At 36.7% G+C, this 18,725-nt stretch carries 16 protein-coding genes and 5 tRNA genes; 12 read left to right on the top strand and 9 right to left on the bottom strand.

What is annotated here, in order from left to right; all coding sequences use genetic code 11:
- Positions 1-62: 62 nt before the first annotated feature.
- The 3 genes from MKJ01_RS05125 to MKJ01_RS05115 form a co-directional block, all read right to left on the bottom strand.
- Complete coding sequence (locus MKJ01_RS05125; protein ID WP_241612270.1) at positions 63-1,445, bottom strand: BspA family leucine-rich repeat surface protein; 1,383 nt, start codon at positions 1,443-1,445, stop codon at positions 63-65.
- A gap of 577 nt (positions 1,446-2,022) precedes the next feature.
- A tRNA-Arg gene (locus tag MKJ01_RS05120) sits at positions 2,023-2,096 on the bottom strand.
- Positions 2,097-2,128: 32 nt separating this feature from the next.
- A tRNA-Pro gene (locus tag MKJ01_RS05115) sits at positions 2,129-2,203 on the bottom strand.
- A gap of 389 nt (positions 2,204-2,592) precedes the next feature.
- On the opposite strand from MKJ01_RS05115, the gene MKJ01_RS05110 reads away from it, so the two are divergent.
- Together MKJ01_RS05110 and MKJ01_RS05105 are read left to right on the top strand one after the other, a co-directional pair.
- The gene (locus tag MKJ01_RS05110) at positions 2,593-3,189 is read left to right on the top strand and encodes a GNAT family N-acetyltransferase (protein ID WP_241612269.1); all 597 of its coding nucleotides are present in this window, start codon (positions 2,593-2,595) and stop codon (positions 3,187-3,189) included.
- Positions 3,190-3,549: 360 nt separating this feature from the next.
- Complete coding sequence (locus MKJ01_RS05105) at positions 3,550-3,939, top strand: hypothetical protein (RefSeq protein WP_241612268.1); 390 nt, start codon at positions 3,550-3,552, stop codon at positions 3,937-3,939.
- Positions 3,940-4,131: 192 nt separating this feature from the next.
- On the opposite strand, the gene MKJ01_RS05100 is transcribed toward MKJ01_RS05105, so the two are convergent.
- From MKJ01_RS05100 to MKJ01_RS05090, 3 genes are all read right to left on the bottom strand, one after another.
- Positions 4,132-4,205, bottom strand: a tRNA-Arg gene (locus MKJ01_RS05100).
- Between the two features lie 32 nt (positions 4,206-4,237).
- Positions 4,238-4,312 (bottom strand) — tRNA-Pro (locus MKJ01_RS05095).
- Between the two features lie 13 nt (positions 4,313-4,325).
- Positions 4,326-4,412: transfer RNA gene (locus MKJ01_RS05090), tRNA-Ser, on the bottom strand.
- 136 nt (positions 4,413-4,548) lie between these two features.
- Between MKJ01_RS05090 and MKJ01_RS05085 the strand changes: the two genes are divergently transcribed.
- From MKJ01_RS05085 to MKJ01_RS05070, 4 genes are all read left to right on the top strand, one after another.
- Entirely contained in the window at positions 4,549-5,574 is a 1,026-nt protein-coding gene (locus MKJ01_RS05085; protein ID WP_241612267.1) for an N-acetylmuramoyl-L-alanine amidase, read from the top strand.
- Positions 5,575-5,647: 73 nt separating this feature from the next.
- Positions 5,648-7,048, top strand: coding sequence for an aspartate ammonia-lyase (gene aspA / locus MKJ01_RS05080; protein WP_241612266.1), 1,401 nt, complete (start codon positions 5,648-5,650; stop codon positions 7,046-7,048).
- Positions 7,049-7,123: 75 nt separating this feature from the next.
- Positions 7,124-7,978, top strand: coding sequence for a glycosyltransferase family 2 protein (locus MKJ01_RS05075; protein ID WP_241612265.1), 855 nt, complete (start codon positions 7,124-7,126; stop codon positions 7,976-7,978).
- Between the two features lie 67 nt (positions 7,979-8,045).
- Complete coding sequence (locus MKJ01_RS05070) at positions 8,046-9,092, top strand: hypothetical protein (protein ID WP_241612264.1); 1,047 nt, start codon at positions 8,046-8,048, stop codon at positions 9,090-9,092.
- Here MKJ01_RS05070 and MKJ01_RS05065 read toward each other — a convergent pair.
- The 3 genes from MKJ01_RS05065 to MKJ01_RS05055 form a co-directional block, all read right to left on the bottom strand.
- Positions 9,085-10,587, bottom strand: a complete 1,503-nt coding sequence (locus tag MKJ01_RS05065; protein WP_241612263.1) for a lipopolysaccharide biosynthesis protein — start codon at positions 10,585-10,587, stop codon at positions 9,085-9,087. The genes MKJ01_RS05070 and MKJ01_RS05065 overlap by 8 nt on opposite strands.
- A 4-nt stretch (positions 10,588-10,591) precedes the next feature.
- On the bottom strand, positions 10,592-11,386 hold the full coding sequence (locus tag MKJ01_RS05060; RefSeq protein ID WP_241612260.1) for an FkbM family methyltransferase: 795 nt from the start codon (positions 11,384-11,386) through the stop codon (positions 10,592-10,594).
- Between the two features lie 132 nt (positions 11,387-11,518).
- A complete protein-coding gene (locus tag MKJ01_RS05055; protein WP_241612258.1) occupies positions 11,519-12,184 on the bottom strand; it encodes a DUF2461 domain-containing protein in 666 nt (221 codons plus the stop codon).
- Positions 12,185-12,439: 255 nt separating this feature from the next.
- Between MKJ01_RS05055 and MKJ01_RS05050 the strand changes: the two genes are divergently transcribed.
- From MKJ01_RS05050 to MKJ01_RS05025, 6 genes are all read left to right on the top strand, one after another.
- Positions 12,440-14,131, top strand: coding sequence for a DEAD/DEAH box helicase (locus tag MKJ01_RS05050; protein WP_241612256.1), 1,692 nt, complete (start codon positions 12,440-12,442; stop codon positions 14,129-14,131).
- Between the two features lie 150 nt (positions 14,132-14,281).
- The gene (locus MKJ01_RS05045) at positions 14,282-14,920 is read left to right on the top strand and encodes a DUF47 domain-containing protein (protein WP_027387701.1); all 639 of its coding nucleotides are present in this window, start codon (positions 14,282-14,284) and stop codon (positions 14,918-14,920) included.
- A 20-nt stretch (positions 14,921-14,940) separates the two neighbouring features.
- Positions 14,941-16,083: an inorganic phosphate transporter gene (locus MKJ01_RS05040; protein ID WP_241612255.1), complete on the top strand. Its 1,143-nt coding sequence runs from the start codon at positions 14,941-14,943 to the stop codon at positions 16,081-16,083.
- Positions 16,084-16,187: 104 nt separating this feature from the next.
- The gene (locus tag MKJ01_RS05035) at positions 16,188-17,159 is read left to right on the top strand and encodes a polyprenyl synthetase family protein (RefSeq protein ID WP_241612254.1); all 972 of its coding nucleotides are present in this window, start codon (positions 16,188-16,190) and stop codon (positions 17,157-17,159) included.
- A gap of 90 nt (positions 17,160-17,249) precedes the next feature.
- A complete protein-coding gene (locus MKJ01_RS05030) occupies positions 17,250-18,209 on the top strand; it encodes a GSCFA domain-containing protein (RefSeq protein WP_241612253.1) in 960 nt (319 codons plus the stop codon).
- A complete protein-coding gene (locus tag MKJ01_RS05025) occupies positions 18,202-18,723 on the top strand; it encodes a DUF4269 domain-containing protein (RefSeq protein WP_241612252.1) in 522 nt (173 codons plus the stop codon). The genes MKJ01_RS05030 and MKJ01_RS05025 overlap by 8 nt, the downstream gene beginning before the upstream one ends.
- The last annotated feature ends 2 nt before the right edge of the window (positions 18,724-18,725 follow it).

The raw sequence follows: 18,725 nt of genomic DNA, 5'->3' as shown, positions 1-18,725 counted from the left end.
TAAGCAGCAAATTCACTATTTATCAAATAAAAGCCTCACAAATCAATGTGAGGCTTTCTGTATTACTTTTTAATGAATTTAAAATTCTGTGTTTTTTCTTTACCTGTAATCTGTAAAATATAATTTCCTTTCGTAAGATGGCCTATATCAATCCTTTCCTCAATTAAAGGGTTCTCAATAATGATCCTGCCGCTGAAATCGACAATTTTATAGGTATTTAATCCCTTTACATTTTTAATATATAAAAATTCGGATGCAGGATTAGGATAAACAGTGATGGTATTTCCGATTGCAGTTTCTGAAGCTGATAATGATGAACGGCATTCTACATTATAAAGGTCTCCTGTAATAATCCATCCTTTATTGCTTAACAAGTAGGTTCTGGCGGTTACTGCCGTTGGAGAGCTATAACTAAGAGGGGAAGTAATTCCTAAATTAATTCCTGAAGGAGTAGCCGGATTATTTGCCCATCCGATTAAGGTGTTGTCATAATTGGCACAGTCAATTCCGGAATCTGCAATCATGGCATTTGCCTGAGAAAGAGAACCCAGGTTCCATGCGGCCAGGCTGTGATTGAAATCGTGCGCTTCATCAAGTAAAGAGCGCATATCCGTGACATTTGAAGTGTCCCAATTGCTTAAGTCCTGATTGAATTTTGTACAGATGTGCAGCATATGCATCATGCTGGTTACTTCTGAAGTGTCCCAGTTTCCTATTGGCTGGTTAAACTTCGGAAGATAATGGAACATCCAGTCCATATTGGTTACCTGTGAAGTATTCCAGTTGGCAATGGGTTGGTTAAAGTCTCCGGCACTGGCAAACATATGGCTCATGTTAGTAATGGATGATGTATCCCATGCGCCGAAACTTGCAGTTCCTATCAATGAAGTACAGTTGTAGAACATAGCCTGTAAAGTATTAACACCGGACAGATCAGGAACATCGGTAGCTGTTACATCAAGATTGGTGCATCCGGCAAAGGCCCATTCCATAGTAGTCCATTGTAGATTTCCCCACTGAGTAATACCGAGAATTTTTTTAACATCTCCATTGTAGCTTGTAATGGTCGGAATACGCAGGCTCGGTGAAATAAAAGCAAATCCCGGGAATCTTATCGCATTAAAATTTCCGCTGCCATTACTGATTTTTACTTCATAGGTAGCATCATTCGGATTGGGGTTTTGAGGATTACCGAAATCAATAAGAAAGTGATTGGAAGAAGTCACTGTAAAGTTTCCTGTATGAGAAGGATATCCTATTTCACTCCAGGATACGTTAAAATTTGTTCCTACTCCGGGAAACCAGATCTGATTAGCGGTTGATAATACTGCTCCCGTATTTGTACTTTGATTTGAAGGTTTCCATATTGTAATGAATTCGTTTTGTGCAAGAGTAAGGTGTGAGATAAACAGAAAGATAAAAATAGTCAGTAGTTTTTTATACATATTAATATTTTGTTATGAGTGTATACAAATGTAGTAAAAACTTAAGGATACTATTTAATAAACAAAAATTGAGTGTAATCATGTTAAAAATTAGAACTGAAACAATAATTTTAAACTAAGAAATTTATATCTCTTATGACTTTTTTCCCGTAATTATTGGTGCTATTAATAAAATGACAGATTAACTAAAATGTTGACTATTATATTTTAATAAGTATTCATATTATTGTGTTTAGATTGTTTATGGTATTTGACAGAGGCTTTAGTAGTATTATTTTTGGATTTGAAGAAGGTGATTTGAATACCATTTACACATAAAAAATCCGTAAAAATACTTAATAAGGTATTTTATCTTTGTTGGATAATTTCAGAATCTTAGAGTTTTATTTACAAACACTAATTTCCATCTTATCTCAGAACTTTTTATTTTTAAATAATTTAAATAGGTTTAATATTGATTTTCTAAATAAATATATTATAATTTCAAATTCCTTACGTTTTTTACTAATAATACCGGATCAGACCTGAGTAAAACAAAAAAAATCCTTACATTTCTGTAAAGACTTTATTTAATTAGTGAGCGCGAAAGGATTCGAACCTTTGACCGTCTGCTTAGAAGGCAGATGCTCTATCCAGCTGAGCTACGCACCCATTACATAGTTTTGAGAAAACTACTAAAACAGTCGGGGCGGCAGGATTCGAACCTGCGACCTCCTGGTCCCAAACCAGGCGCGATGACCGGACTACGCTACGCCCCGATTGAGGTCATCTTGTAACAAGAATTACCTTGTTTTTTGTGGGTGCAAATATATAATGTTTTTTTGAAATATGAAAGTAATTTTTGAAATAATTTTAAAAAAGATAAGGATTAATTTCTTTATATAGATGTATTATATTGATTGTTATACTTATATGTGATAGATGCTTGTTAAGGCCAAATGCAAACTTTTATTTAGTTATGGATGTTTTAAGATCTCAACTAAATGTTTTTATTTGTATAGGAAGAGATAAATTCTGTAAGCATATATTTAAAAATACAAAGTCTCTTGAAAAAATAAAAGTATATTTAAAAAAATCTGGTGACTGAAATTGAAGAATGCTAACTTGTAGACCGTTTAAATAAAGAACTTTAATTGAAATTGTAAAAATGAAAGATAATCATTGTGATAAAATAATACCATTGCCGGACAATTCTGGTTTAAATATAGTACATAAATGTTTCCCTATTCTGACTACTGAAAGATTAATATTAAGAAGATTCAAGGCAAACGATATTGAATCGGTGTACTGCGGATTATCCCATCCTTCAGTAATTGAACATTATGGCGTGCATTATGAAAGCTTGGTAGCAACAAAGGAGCAGATGTATTGGTTTGAAAAAATAGAAAAAGAGGAAACCGGTATCTGGTGGGCAGTTTGTGACCGTTATAATTTTAATTTTCTTGGAGCCGTCGGATTCAATAACTGGAACAAAGAAAACAGGAAAATTGAAATGGGATATTGGCTGTTGCCTGAGTTCTGGGGCTTGGGAATTATGAAAGAGGCGGGAAAAGCGGCATGTGATCATGCATTTAAAATAATGTTGGTGCATCGGATTGAAGCTGTTGTTGAAATAGAAAATGAAAACAGTAAAAAGATACTCAATCAACTGGGATTTGAACTTGAAGGAATAATGAGAGACTGTGAATTGAAAAACGACCAGTTTATAAGTCTGGAAATGTATGCAAAACTGAGTGATAATTGATTGGGAATAGGTTTTAAATAATGAACAGTACATCTAAAATTCAAATCTTATTGGTAAATGAACCGTATAGAACATTCCAATTTTTAATAATACAGTAATAGATCGAATCCCGCTCTTTTATATACACCAGCATTACTACAAAGGTACGTCCATATTCCAAAACCTCAGGGTTGGGCTGTATTCCAGATGCATGGTATCGTTGAACAATGGATTTTATGTACATTTATGGGTATAAGACCCTTACGTGGAGTATAAGAATGAAGGTATGCGGTATAATGAATTTGATGCTGAATACAAACTTCAGCAGGTTGGAGGATGTACTATTACAGATACTAATGGAAATTGTATTAAATTGTAAAAATGAAAAAATTATTAAAAATCAGTTGCTTTCTATTCATTTGTTTGTTAATGGTTGCATGTCCTGGCGGAAGCTATATCAAATACAAATTGGTTGGAGGCAAAAAGACCTTTTTTAATGATTATGATACTGTTGTTCTTAATCAGTCAGATACTGTTCTTGTAAAAGCAGGTGTCTTTGAAACTAACGTAGGAGAGCGGAAAAAAGCCATTGTTGTAAGATTTGCAAACTTAAAAGGCTTTGATTTCGATATTGTATCAAGTAAATATGGTAAGCTGTCGAAAGATAGTAAAGATCAAAATATTTTTAAGAAAGAAATCAATTCTGACAACAGCAGAGATACACTGAAGGTTTCTCATGATTCTCAAACATTTTATTTTACCAGAGAATAATTATAGTAGCAGTAAATATGCGAGAACCGACGCAAGTCGGCTATTTTATATTTCGCAAAATGTCACAGAAATTTCAATATATATTTTTATAAAAATCAGGATATTATAATAATTATAAAGTTATATGAATAATTATTTATCAGCGAAGTATAAAAAACAAAAAACCTCACAGCAAAAGTTGTAAGGTTTTTGTGAGCGCGAAAGGATTCGAACCTTTGACCGTCTGCTTAGAAGGCAGATGCTCTATCCAGCTGAGCTACGCACCCATTACATAGTTTTGAGAAAACTACTAAAACAGTCGGGGCGGCAGGATTCGAACCTGCGACCTCCTGGTCCCAAACCAGGCGCGATGACCGGACTACGCTACGCCCCGAGAATAATAAATGCGGAGAGTAAGGGATTCGAACCCTTGGTACCGTTTCCAGTACGCATGTTTAGCAAACATGTCCTTTCGGCCACTCAGGCAACTCTCCATTTATTATTGTATTTTAAAGATCTTTGTTCCGTTATTGCGAGTGCAAATATAGAATAGATTTCATTATTTACCAAATGTTTTTCAAGAAAAATTTATGTATTTTTGAGCTGATAAACGACTAAAAAAATAAGCAAATGCGTAAAACATTATATATCATCGGATTAAGCGCTTTCGTTTTTTCATGTACTTCTCAGCAGAATGCCAAGAAAAGACAGTACATTCCCCGGACCGCTTCCGTGCAGCCGAAAACAGTTACAAAAACACCTGTTGAAAAGCCAAAACCAAAGGTCAGCTCTGAGCATGGAGTAGAATTTTTTACGACCAATATAGCAGATGCTACAAAGAATGACAATACGGCGAGTTATGGTTCCATCGTTTCCGCAAAACCTGTCGGTTACAAGGTTGTAAAAACTTATTTCCCGGCTATTGCGCAAAACTTCAGACAGCGGTATCTTATTCTTCACTATACGGCATTGCCGGACGATAAATCCATTACCGTGCTTTCACAGCAGGCAGTAAGCGCACATTACCTGGTGAACAACACAGGAGACAACGAAATTTATCAGTTGGTTGATGAAAACAAACGGGCTTATCATGCCGGGGTCAGTGCCTGGAGAGCTGATAAAAACCTGAACGATACATCGATAGGAATTGAAATCGTAAACATGGGTTATACTGCTGATGCTTCCGGAAAAAAAATATTTGTTCCTTTTGATGATGCCCAGATAAAAAAAGTAGCCGCCTTGGTTAAGGATATTACAACAAGATACCAGATTCCTGCTACCAATATTCTGGCCCATTCTGATATTGCCCCGACCAGAAAACAGGATCCGGGCCCTCTGTTTCCATGGAAAAAGCTGTACGATGAGTATCAGATTGGGATGTGGTATGATGACGCCATTAAGCAAGGCTATTATGACCTGGCAACCTCTACGGATTTTCAGACAAAATATATTGACCCTGCGTTTATTTTCAATGTGCAGACCCAGTTGCAGAAATTTGGATATGCTTTGGATTTAAGCGGAAAATGGGATGATGCTACCAAGAAAACCATTGAAGCTTTCCAATACCATTTCCGCCCGCAAAACTATGACGGAATTATGGATGCTGAAACATTTGCCATATTACAGGCTTTGATACAAAAATATCCGGTAAAATAAATACCGTAAAACGCATCGAAACCGATGCGTTTTTGTTATATTTAAGGTTTCAAAAACAGTTAAAAAATCCGTAATGGAAAATTTCAGAAAAGAGAGTGATTTATTAGGCGTACTGGATGTTCCCATTCATGCTTATTATGGGGTGCAGACACAGAGAGCGATCAATAATTTCAAAATATCGGGACAGCTTTTGGCTTCTTATCCTCAGTTTATCAGAGGACTGGCTTACGTAAAAAAAGCGGCAGCAAAAACCAACTATGAGCTGGGTCTTCTGGATGAGAAATTGTACTACAGTATTGCTGAAGTCTGTGATGAACTAATCAACGGTGAGCTTCATGAGCAATTCCCGGTGGATATGATTCAGGGCGGAGCCGGAACCTCGATTAATATGAATGCCAATGAAGTAATTGCCAACCGGGTTTTAGAAAAAATAGGAAAGGAAAAAGGACAGTATGAATTTTGTTCTCCTAACGATCATATCAATCTTTCACAATCCACGAATGACGCATATCCTACAGCCATAAAAATGGGACTGCTTCAGATGAATGCAACGCTGGTTGAAAAACTGGAAAAAATCGTTGAAGCATTCAGGGAAAAAGGAAAAGAATTCCAGGGGATTATAAAAATGGGCAGGACACAGCTGCAGGATGCTGTCCCAATGACATTAGGACAGGAATTTGAAGCATTTGCCGCTACATTGGAAGAAGATATTTCCAAACTGAATAACAATGCCAATCTTTTTGTAGAAGTCAATATGGGAGCGACTGCCATTGGAACCGGCATTAATGCGCCGGTAGGTTATGCGGTTCTTTGCGCTAAAAATTTAGCCCTGATTACCGGCTTTCCTGTGGTTTCCGCACCAAATCTTGTAGAAGCGACTCCTGATACCGGTTCGTATGTTATTTACTCTTCAGCCATGAAACGTCTTGCCGTGAAATTATCAAAGATCTGCAATGACCTCAGATTGCTTTCTTCAGGGCCAAGAGCCGGGCTTTTTGAGATTAACCTTCCGCCTATGCAGCCTGGATCATCAATCATGCCGGGTAAAGTCAATCCGGTTATTCCCGAAGTTGTTAATCAGGTATGTTTTAAGGTGTTTGGGAATGATCTTACTGTAACTTTCGCGGCAGAAGCAGGTCAGTTACAACTTAATGTTATGGAACCTGTTCTTTCCCATGCGATTATGGAAAATATTCATTTTCTTTGTAATGCGCTGGATACGCTACGTGAAAAATGTGTTGTTGGAATCACTGCAAATAAAGATGTCTGCTTTAATATGGTGAAACACAGTATTGGTATTGTAACGGCACTGAATCCTTACATCGGCTATAAACATTCTACGGAAATTGCTAAAGAATCCCTGCAAACCGGAAAGAGTGTCTACGATCTGGTCCTGGAAAAAGGCATTCTGTCTCAGGATAAGCTGGACGAAATTCTTGATCCGAGAAATATGCTGAAGCCACACGATAAATAAAATTAAATGATAAATAATTACTGATGATCGGTCAGTAATTATGTATCATTCATCAATTCTTAATGATCATCTGTCTTGAAATTTTTAATCATCATTCCTGCGCATAACGAAGAAGTACATCTTTCGCTGACACTGGATTCTTTGCAGCAGCAGACACATAAGGATTTTAAAATAGTGGTGGTCAATGACGGTTCTACGGACAGAACGGAAGACATTATAAAAGAATACACCGGCCACGATTCCCGATTTAGCACGGTCAGTCTGCAGAAGTCAGCCCATCAGCCGGGATCCAAAGTGGTCAGTGCTTTTAAAAAGGGATTGAATTCTCAAAATATGGATGAGTTTGATATCATCTGTAAGTTTGATGCGGATATCATTCTTCCTGAAAATTATCTGGAAAAAACAGCTGAAGCCTTTAAAGATCATCCGGAATATGGCCTCGTAGGCGGACTTTTATATGTGGAAAAGAATGGAAGCTGGGAATATGAAGGGAATTCAAATAGGCATCACGTCCGTGGACCGGTAAAAGCCTATCGTAAAGAAAGCTATATTCAGATGGGAGGAATCCGTGAAACTCTGGGCTGGGATAATATCGATTCTATTTTACTGGAAAATCTGGGCTGGAAAGAAGCGGTTTTATCCGAACTGCATGTAAAACTGATTAAAGTAAAGGGTGCAGACTATACCATAAAACCTGCAGAATATTACGGGAGATATTTTTATTTTTTAGGATTAAACAGAGGGCTGGCTTATATAGCATCATCAAAAGAAGCTCTGAAAAGCAAATCTGCTTCATTCTTTTTTGCAATAATCAAATCATATGAAAAGTGCCGGTCCCGCCAATTGGAATTAAAAATCTCCGGAGACGAACAAAAAATCATTAACCGGCAGCGCTGGAACATGCTTAAGAAAAAGTGGCTGAAGATGTAATTTTCAGAGATAATTTGTATTTGTAATAGCAGCTTATTTTTAATCTTTCGTTAATAAAAATATACATTTGAAAAAAATTGCCTACATAGAAATAGATACCCATGCGGAGATCATGCAGGGCTTTATGGAAATTATGCAGGATTCTGATGAATTTCAAGTCGATTATTATGTTTCAGAGAAAGTTAAAGGTCAGATCAGTAATTCAGGACAGAATACCTTTGTATCAGACAGTTCAATGATCTTGGAGCAGCTGAAGAAAAAAAAATATGATCTTGTTATTATTGGGACGGTTCACCGTTACTTTAATACTTTCCATGCTATTGTGAAAAAGTACAATGCTGCAGTCATTGTTCATAATATCAATTTTATGAACGCTTCACGTTTAGATCTGATAAAGAGCATATTTAAAGAAGATATTTTATACAGAATCAAACTTTTATGGAAAGAAGGATTGTCTGAGGCTTCAGAAGTGTTTAAAAAAGCAAAAAATCTTTTAATACTCGATGAAGGATTATCTTCCGGCCGCCTAAGGTTTCTTCCGGTTTTCCATATCGGAAATTTTGAACATCAGCCGAAACAGGAATTGGTCATTGCTATTCCAGGAGGCGTATCACAAAAGAGAAGGGATTATAATCATATTTTTGATACCATCAGAAATTTACGGACTGATGAAAATCTTGAATTTATTTTCCTGGGTAAAGCAAAAGGGAAGGAGTTAAAACAGTTGGAGGAATTATCATCAAGCCTGCCATTGAATATTACCATGACTTATTTTCCGGAAAGAGTATCTCCTCAAGACTTTGAAAAAAGAATGCAGCAGGCAGATGTACTGTGGTGCCCGATTCGGCAGGAAACAGAATTTTTCAGTCAGACGGAAGTGTACGGACGAACTAAAATGACCGGAAATGTAGGAGACGCGATAAAATACGGTAAGCCGGCTATTTTTCCTGTCAATTATCCGTATGCATCAGATTTTATTATTCCTGAACGTAAAGATATCTTGGAGCAATTTAAAATGCTTAAAGATACTTCATTCGACTTTCAGGAAAAGTATGCTAAAGAAGCTGTTCAGAAAAGAACTGAAAAAGTCTTGAACCAGCTTACGGCTATTTGAATTTAAAGATACTTTTAATAAAGTTTTTATTTAAATAATCCTCTAGCGGAAAAATTTTCGTAAAATAATTCCCGATAAAGATCAACAGTAATACAACAGCCGGTTTGTACATCAGGTTGATGAAATTATTGCTGAAATTCGGTAAAACAATGGCTACGGTTATGGCCAGCGTACAGATGATCGATACGAAGATCATTTCAATACTTAACGGTGAAACTTTAAATACAAAGTAATTGAATGCGATTTTAATCACATTATACAGGGTCAGGGAAATTGCCGTGGATAAAGCAATCCCGATCAGTTTTAATTCCGTGTGCTTAATAAAATATACATTCAGCCCTACTGTTAATCCTGCGAGTAAAAGCATCATCAGGATATTAAATTTGTAATACTTTGAAAGTGAAATAATATTCCCGTTAAAACCCGTTGCCAAATCAACCAAGACAGCAGATCCCCAAATCCAGATTACAGGTTCGTATTCTCGTAACATCATTCCGTTTTTAGGCATAAAATACGTTAAGTAGGGAAACCCTACCATAATACATGAGAACAGAACAGCGCCTAAAAAATAAATGGTCAGTGATGTTTTTTTATGAAATCTGTCCAGGTCTTCCATATCTCCGTCTGCCAGGTTCTTACTGATAATCGGTGCGGAAATGTTGAAAAGCCCGAGTTGCGGAATGGAAATTAATGAAACCAAAGCAAGCAGGACGCTGTAGATTCCGTTTTCCTCCATTCCCAGATATTCACCAATCATAAAGCTGTTGATGGCCATATAATTTCCAAATGTTCCCAGGAACCCGAAGAAGCTATAGGTTGCAAATTCCTTATAAAAATTGTCTTTCCTGAAATAATCTGTGCTGAAATCAAATTTTATCTTTTCAAGCCTGTTGGCGTAATAAATGTATCCGAAAAGCATCAGAACAAACATTCCGAAAAAGAATATAAATGCAGTATTTTCCGGTACTGATGAGGTTTCTGCATACTGTGAACCCAGGTACATGAATATAAGGAATGCTCCTAAATTGGCAATCTTCGGGAAAAGATTATCGAAAATGTTGGTCACAACAATCCTTTTGTAATTTAAGATATATTTGTTAAAAATAGCACAGAAAGAAAGCAGTAAAATCAGTGGAAGAATAGTTTCTTTAATCTTCCAGACTTTCATGTTTTTAAATGCCGGATACATGTAGGGGATCAGAAAAAAGAAAACCAGGAAAATAATAAAATTAAAAAAAACCGCTGCTAAAGAAAGGGAAAGCATATTCTGCCGTTTTCCGTCTTCGTTTACTTTTAGGAAGAACTTCACATTGGAGTATGAAATTCCGAAAACAACAAAAGGAACGAGCATCTCAGCAGTCGACATAATATAACGGAGTGTTCCGTAGAACCCAAGATCAATAGGAACAATGAAAATAGCCGAAATCATTCCTATTAAAAAACCGATATATCCGATAACTGAATATTTAAAACCCTGTCTTGCAACTACGCTCATCTTTCTATTGGCTTTTAGGGGTAAAAATGATGTTGTTGATGTATTCGGTCTTATTCTTTTCGTCGCTGGTATTGCTCAGCAGGATTTCTTCCGTTAGCTTTTCAAGTTCGAAAGTATGGCGGTTAAGATAATGGGCATCATAATTCCAGGATTCAACTTCTGAAATCTCTTTCCAGATCGGTGTGTCGTGATGTCTCTGTTCCATTTCAACCATTAACGTAGGAGAAAACTGCCTGATGGTTTCTCTTGCTCCGAAAAGGGTTTTCATTTCATTTCCTTCCACATCAATTTTAATGAAATCAAGTCTTTGCAGATGTTCAGCAGCTGCCCAGTCGTCAAGTTTAATGACTTTTACTTTTTCGGTATAGCTTTTTTCTTCGCCTTTTTCCTTGTATTCGGTATTCAGGGTTCCTCTCGAAGCAATCATTTTGCCGTTAATAATCGGGACTTTAAATTCAGCGGTAGTATTTTCATCGGAAAGTGCCAAAGGAAGAATCTTCATACCCGGAAACAGCCTTTTCAGGCGTGTATAAAGCTTTTTATTCGGTTCGAAACCATAAATGTGTTTGTGATTCAGCTTGTTTTCCAGCTGGTACAAAAAAGCTCCTACATTGGCACCAATATCAAAGATGACGGCATTTTTAGGTAGAAATTCTTTAATCCACACCAGTTCAGGCTCTACGTTTCTTGCAGAAAAATTTTCTTTATTAAGACCATGTAAGCTTTTAAAGAACCTTCTCTTATAAAAACCCGGGCTGATGTATTGCAGTTTTTCAGCAATTCTTTGATACAGGGACATCGTAATGCTTTTGTAAGGTGGCAAATATACGCAAAAATGTTAAATTAGTGTTAAAACGTAATAGTTTTAAAATACTGAAATTCAGTATTTTATATAAAAATATTTTAAAAGCTGTGGATTGTAAAGTTATGGTTAGAGTAGCGAAGCATTTAAAAAGTCGTTAAATGGCTTCATGGCTGAAAAAATTTCTGTCAGGTTTCTTACCGCGTTTTTATCCGTAATTTCATTGTCTTTTAGATCATAAACAACAATAAAGCTTTTGAGTTTCAGATATTCTGCCATCGGATCATCTTTTTCAAAACCCTGAGGTATTTTTTTCAGTTTATCATCCTGGTCGAGCTCAGGAAAATATTTCCTGAAATCTTTATTGTTTATTACCGAAAGAAAATCTTTTCCGTACAGCGAGATTTCTTTCCTCAGTTCCCGTAAAACAGAAGCTTCCGGCATATAAATCCCTCCGGCAATAAATGATTTTCCGGGTTCCAGGTGAAGGTAATATCCGCCTTTCTGACTGCCTTTCCCCATCCCGAGAGAAGCACCGAAATTGGTTTTGTACGGAATTTTATCTTTTGAAAAACGGGTATCACGGTAAATGCGGAACAAAGATTTTTTAGCATCGATTTTTGCCAGCTCCGGATCAAATGCGGACATTTCGGTGATGAGGTCTTCCAGGAAAGCAATGATATTTTCCAGGGCTTCTGTATAAAGATGCTTATTTTCAGTAAACCATTCACGGTTGTTATGCATCGTAAGTTTTTCAAGGAAATCAAATACATGATGAGAGATTGAAACTGGCATAAGGGTGTTTTATATCAAAGATACCTAAAAACTGCTAACAGCAATAGACATTAGAATTATTTAAATAAGTTTTTAAAACCCTAAAGTAGAGATTAAAAAGAATATTAATTAAATAAATATTAAAAAAAGTATAGTTTTAATGCAAAAATTATAAAAGAATAATAATAAATGAACGTTAAATTATTATATCTGTAACAAAAGTTAAAACATAATTCAAATAATAGTTGTATCTTTGCAAAAATTTTAAAATATTTAATGAATTTATTTACGGAGTCCAATTTAAGTCCTGATATTCTTAAGGCGATTGGCGAACTGGGTTACGAAAGCCCGACAGAAATCCAAAAACAGACTATCCCTTTCATTCTTTCAGATATTCGCGATTTGATCGCACTTGCGCAGACAGGGACAGGCAAAACAGCAGCATTTTCGCTTCCGATTTTGGATATGATTGACGATACGAGTCGCAAAATCCAATTTTTGGTGCTTTGTCCGACACGGGAATTATGTCTTCAGATTACAAAAGACATTAAAAACTATTCCAAATACATGAAAGACATCAAAACGACAGCAGTGTATGGTGGAAGCAGTATTATGGACCAGATGAGATCTCTTAAGGATAAGCCGCAGATTATTGTGGGAACTCCCGGTAGAGTTATTGACCTTATCAACAGAAAAGCGCTTGATTTTTCAGCGATTCACTGGTTGGTATTGGATGAAGCTGACGAAATGCTTTCCATGGGTTTCAAAGACGAACTGGAAACCATTTTAAGCGAAACTCCTGAAACAAAGCAGACATTTTTATTTTCTGCTACCATGAGTAAGGAAGTAGAACGAATTTCTAAAAATTACCTGACCAAGCCGCACAGGATTTCTGTAGGTTCTATTAACGAGGTTAAGAAGAATATCAAGCATGAATATTATGTAGCAGGTTACCGTCAGAAAAAAGAAGCGTTAAAGCGTCTTATCGATGCAAACCCTAATCAGTATTCGATTATCTTCTGCAGAACCAGAATGGAAACCCAGGAGGTTGCTGATTTCTTAATGCAGAACGGTTATGCCGCAGATGCGCTTCATGGCGACCTTTCTCAGGCACAAAGAGATACGGTAATGAAGAAGTTCAGGTTGAAGAACATTGATATCCTTGTAGCAACCGATGTTGCAGCAAGAGGACTTGATGTGAATTCACTGACTCACGTGGTTCATTATTCTTTGCCGGATGATCCTGAAGTTTTCGTTCACCGAAGCGGGAGAACCGGTAGAGCAGGGAAAGACGGTGTTTCAATTTCTTTGATTAAACCTGAAGAAAGCAGAAAACTGAAGCAGATCAAGGCTGTAACCAAGATTGATATCAACGAGGGAAAAATTCCTACGGGAGAGGAAATCATAAAAGCCCAGGTTGGAGGTGTTTTTGAAAGCCTTTTTGAGATACACGAAGATTTCTTTGAGTTCGATGATTCTTTAATTCCTGATTTATCAGCGTTTACAAAGGAAGAGCTTGCCCACAAGCTTCTTCAGTTCCAGTTGAAAGATCTTGCCCTGTATTATAAAGACAGACATGATGTAATAGAACAGAAACTGAGCAGCAGAGACGAAGGAGGAAGAGGCGACCGCAGAGACCGTGACAGAGGAAGAGACCGCGACAGAGGTGAAAGAAACGGCGAGAGAAGAGAACGCGGAGGAAAACCTAGGAAAAGCAATGAAAATATGGTTCGGTTTTTCTTTAACCTAGGTAAAAAAGACCAGTTGAAAAAGCTCGATGTTCTGGATATCATCAATAAAGCAACTTCAACAGGAAAGAGCAAAAAGAGAGCGGAAATCGGAGATATAGAAATATTGGAGAAATTTTCTTTCTTTGAGATTGAAAAATCGTTCAAAGGAGATCTTTTAAGCAATATTTCTTCAATGAAATTCAGAGGAAAAGATATGAGGGCTGAAGAAGCTAACTAAACTCATTTCAATGATATAAACCGGCTTTAGTGCCGGTTTTTTTATGCCGTAATGAGAGGTGAAATCAATGTTAACAAAACTTAATGTTATATGCTTTTTGGTAAGGCACTTTTTTAAGAAATTTGCACACGAAATTATAAATACTTAAAAATGGGAATTGGTAATATTTTCCACGCTTTTCAACCCAAAGATAAAATCTTCTTTGTGCTTTTTGAAAAAGTAACTGAAAACCTGGTTGCAATGTCTGAAGAGTTTAACACCGGAATCAAAGACTTCGATCTTAATGATGATTCTATGTTGAAAAAGATGAGTGACTATGAGCACAAAAATGATGAGTTGACCCACGAAATCTTCGTAGAGCTTGGTAAAAATTTTATTACTCCTTTTGACAGGGAAGATATCCACACGCTGGCAACAGGATTAGATGATATTGCTGATTATATTTATGCATCCACAAAATATATTTTCTTATACAAATCGCCTGAGATGAAGGCTTATTCGGATTTTTCTTTACTGATCCACAAAGCATGTCTTGAAATCCAGAATGCAATGAAGAACCTGAAAGGGTTTAAAAACATGGAGCAGGTAAAAGAAGCCTGTATCAAAGTAAATTCTATTGAAAACATTGCAGACGATCTTCTTTCCAATTCAATGGTGGAATTGTTTGAAACCAATGACGCCATCAATATTATCAAAGTTTCATCCGTACTTAACTATCTTGAAGTAGTCACTGACAAAGCTGAAGACGTGGCTAATACCATCGAGAATATAATGATCAAATACGCTTAATTAATAATTATAATTAAACAATGGAATTTCCTATTTTACTTATAGTTATTATTGCGCTGGCTTTAATCTTCGATTACATTAATGGTTTCCATGATGCGGCCAATTCAATTGCGACTATTGTTTCCACAAAAGTTTTAACTCCGTTCCAGGCTGTTTTGTGGGCAGCGCTCTGGAATTTTGCGGCTTTTTTTATCGCTGCGTATATCATCGGTGAATTTAAAATCGGTAACACAATTGCCAAGACCGTCAATGAGAATTTTATTACCCTGGAAGTCATATTTTCCGGGCTGGTTGCGGCAATTGCCTGGAATCTTTTAACCTGGTGGTTTGGTATTCCTTCTTCGTCATCCCATACGCTGATAGGAGGGTTCTTGGGTGCAGCCCTGATGCACGCCTTTATGATGGATTATCATGATGTGGCAGCTGCTCAGCCCGGGTTAGGTGCCTGGGATACTTGTAAGGAAGCTTTTGAACAGGTGATGACTCAAAGTGTTGTGAAGTTTGATAAAGTAATTCCTATTTTCCTGTTCATTTTCATGGCTCCGATCATAGGGATGATTATCTCGATTATCATTACATTAATTATTGTTCACCTTTATAAGAGGTCCAACCCACACAAGGCAGATAAGTCTTTCAAAAGAATGCAGCTGGCTTCTTCCGCGTTATTCAGTCTGGGACATGGCTTAAATGATGCCCAAAAAGTAATGGGAATTATCGGTGCAGCGGTGATTTATTATCACGTTAATATGCTTCAGGATGCAGAATATCTGAATGTTGCTTCTGCAGACCGGTTTGATTATTTTGCCCAGCATTATATCTGGGTTCCTCTGGTTTCCTTTGTGGCTATTGCCTTGGGAACCATGAGCGGCGGCTGGAAGATCATCAAAACGATGGGAACAAAAATTACAAAAGTAACTTCACTTGAAGGGGTAAGTGCTGAAACTGCAGGAGCCATTACTCTGTTCATTACAGATCACTTTGGGATTCCAGTTTCCACGACACACACCATTACAGGTTCTATCATTGGAGTAGGGTTAACGAAAAGGATTTCTGCCGTACGATGGGGAATTACCGTAAGCCTTCTCTGGGCATGGGTATTAACCATTCCTATCTCAGCCATTGTTGCAGGGATTACTTATCTGGTTGTTACTTTTATATCTTAAAAACACACATTTATATAATAGATAAACTTTGTCTTTCGGGCAAAGTTTTTTGTTTTACAGACCCTTTAAAAATCGTATTTTTGCGTAAACTACAGAATTAATTTATGGAATTTTTAGACAGATATCAGCAGATTGTTGCGGATGCCATTAACAAGTATACTTTTAAAGACAAACCGGCCGAGCTGTATGAGCCGATGAACTATATTATTTCACATGGTGGGAAACGTCTTCGGCCGATCATGGTATTAATGGCCTGTGATTTATTCGGCGGTGAACTGAAACAGGCAATCAAACCTGCTTTGGCCATCGAGTTCTTCCATAATTTTACTTTGATCCATGATGATATTATGGATGAAGCTCCTTTAAGGAGAAATAAGCCTACTATCCATACTTTACACGGTATTAATGTAGGAATTCTTTCCGGAGACGGATTGATGCTGAAAGCCTACAAATTTTTCGAAGACCTGGAGCCTGAAATTTTCAAGGCCTGCATCAGGATTTTCACCCATACAGGTTTGCTTCTGTGCGAAGGCCAGCAGTATGATATTAATTTTGAGACTCAGGAGAATGTTACTTTTGATGACTATATCAGAATGATCACTTACAAGACAGGAGTTTTGAGCGCCTGTTCATTCGAGATTGGTGCTATGATTGCCAAGGCTAATTTTAAAGATGCAAAATCGATTTTTAATTTTGGAAAACATATCGGGATTGCTTTTCAGATCATGGACGATTATCTGGATGTATTCGGAGACCAGGCACAGTTTGGTAAAAAGCATGCCGGGGATATTTACGAAAACAAAAAAACGGTTCTCTATTTAATGGCAAAAGAACACGCGACAGAAGAGGAAAGAAAAGAACTGGATTACTGGTACTCTAAAAAGACCGATAATATTGATAAAGTATATGGAGTAGAAAAGATTTTCAGAAGGACAAAAGTAGATGAAAAGGCATTAAGGTTAATTGAAAAGCATAATGAAATCGGGCAGAGCTATCTGCAGAAAATCGATATTCCGGATGAAAAGAAAAAGCCATTTGCAGAACTGGCTAATTATTTGTTGAGAAGAGAATCATAATTTGATAGTTGGTCAATTTGGAAATTTGAAAATGAAAGGCAAAAGTTTAATTTTCAAATTGACGCATTCTCAAATTTTCAAATTTAGTGAATGAAATTCAGGACCGAAGTAAATATTAAAGAATCCCGGAAGAAAATTCAGGTTGAAGATAAAATATTTTCAATAGGTTCCTGCTTTGCTTCTGAAATGTCAGACCTGTTTCATCTCGGGCAGCTGCAGGCGTTAAGCAATCCTTTCGGCACTGTGTTTAACCCTTTTTCGATAAGCAATGCCGTGAAAAGGCTTCATGATGCTGAGTTTTATACCGAAGAAGAACTGATTGCCTTTAATGGCGAATACCTTTCCTTAGATCATCATACAAGTTTTGATACACGCTATATCCATCAGACGTTGGCGAAGATTAATAATAAAATTGAAGAAGGAAATTCGTTTCTTCAAAATTCGGACTGGATTATTATCACGTACGGAACTTCATTTATTTATGAGTTTCTTCCTAAGGGAAAACTGGTGGCCAACTGTCATAAAATTCCGCAGAAATTCTTTGAAAAAAGACTGCTGACCCACCAGGAAATTACAGATGCTATCTACAATACGGTTTTGAATTTAGATGATATCTGTAAAGATGATGTTCAGATCCTGTTTACGGTGTCACCCGTCCGCCATACAAAAGATGGAATGGCAGAGAACCAGCTCAGTAAGGCAAAGCTGATAACCGCTATCCATGAAATGATTCCACAGTTTGAAAACTGCCATTACCTTCCGGTGTATGAAATAGTAATGGATGATCTGCGCGATTACCGTTTTTACAATGAAGATCTGATTCATCCCAACAGTCAGGCAGTGCGCTATATTTTTGATCAGTTCGGAAATGCTTATTTTTCAGAGCAAGTAAAAGAATTTATTAAAGAGAACTTTAAAATTAATAAAGCTTTACAGCACAGGACTGATGATGAAAAAGATCCTAAATATATTGAATTCAGGGAAAAGCTCAATCAGAGAATTGAACATCAGCGGCAGAAAGTAAAGCATAAGATATTTCCGGATGATTGATTTTACGACCATTGATTATCTGAAAAGGGGGAATGAAAAACAGAAAAGGGTTTACGAACTTCTTACAAAGCATCGCTTTTTTGAGAAATTAAAAGAGTATGTGCCTATTTTAGCAGGTACCGTTCCTATTGAAATAGATATAGAAGGAAGTGATCTGGATCTTATTTTTGAGGTTGATTTAAGATTGGAAGAAGACTTTCTGGATGATTTAATGTTCAGTAGGTTCATTCCTTACGATGTTGACGTTGAATATCCCATTATCAACGGGGAAAAATGCATGACTTTAAATTTTATGCTGGAGGGGTTTCCGATTGAGATTTTTGGACAGAATAAGCCTACAACACAGCAGAATGCCTATCTTCACATGATTGCTGAATACAAAATATTACAGGAAAAAGGTGAAGAATTTAAACAGAAAATAATAGAACTTAAAAAACAGGGAATAAAAACAGAATCCGCTTTCGGATTATTGCTGGGACTTGAAAACCCTTATGAAGATCTATTGAAATACTAAGA

This window comes from Chryseobacterium sp. SSA4.19, assembly GCF_022601875.1.
Classification (GTDB): Bacteria; Bacteroidota; Bacteroidia; order Flavobacteriales; family Weeksellaceae; genus Chryseobacterium.
Note: the sequence above shows the minus strand (reverse complement) of the source record. Positions and strands in the feature narration are given on the sequence as shown.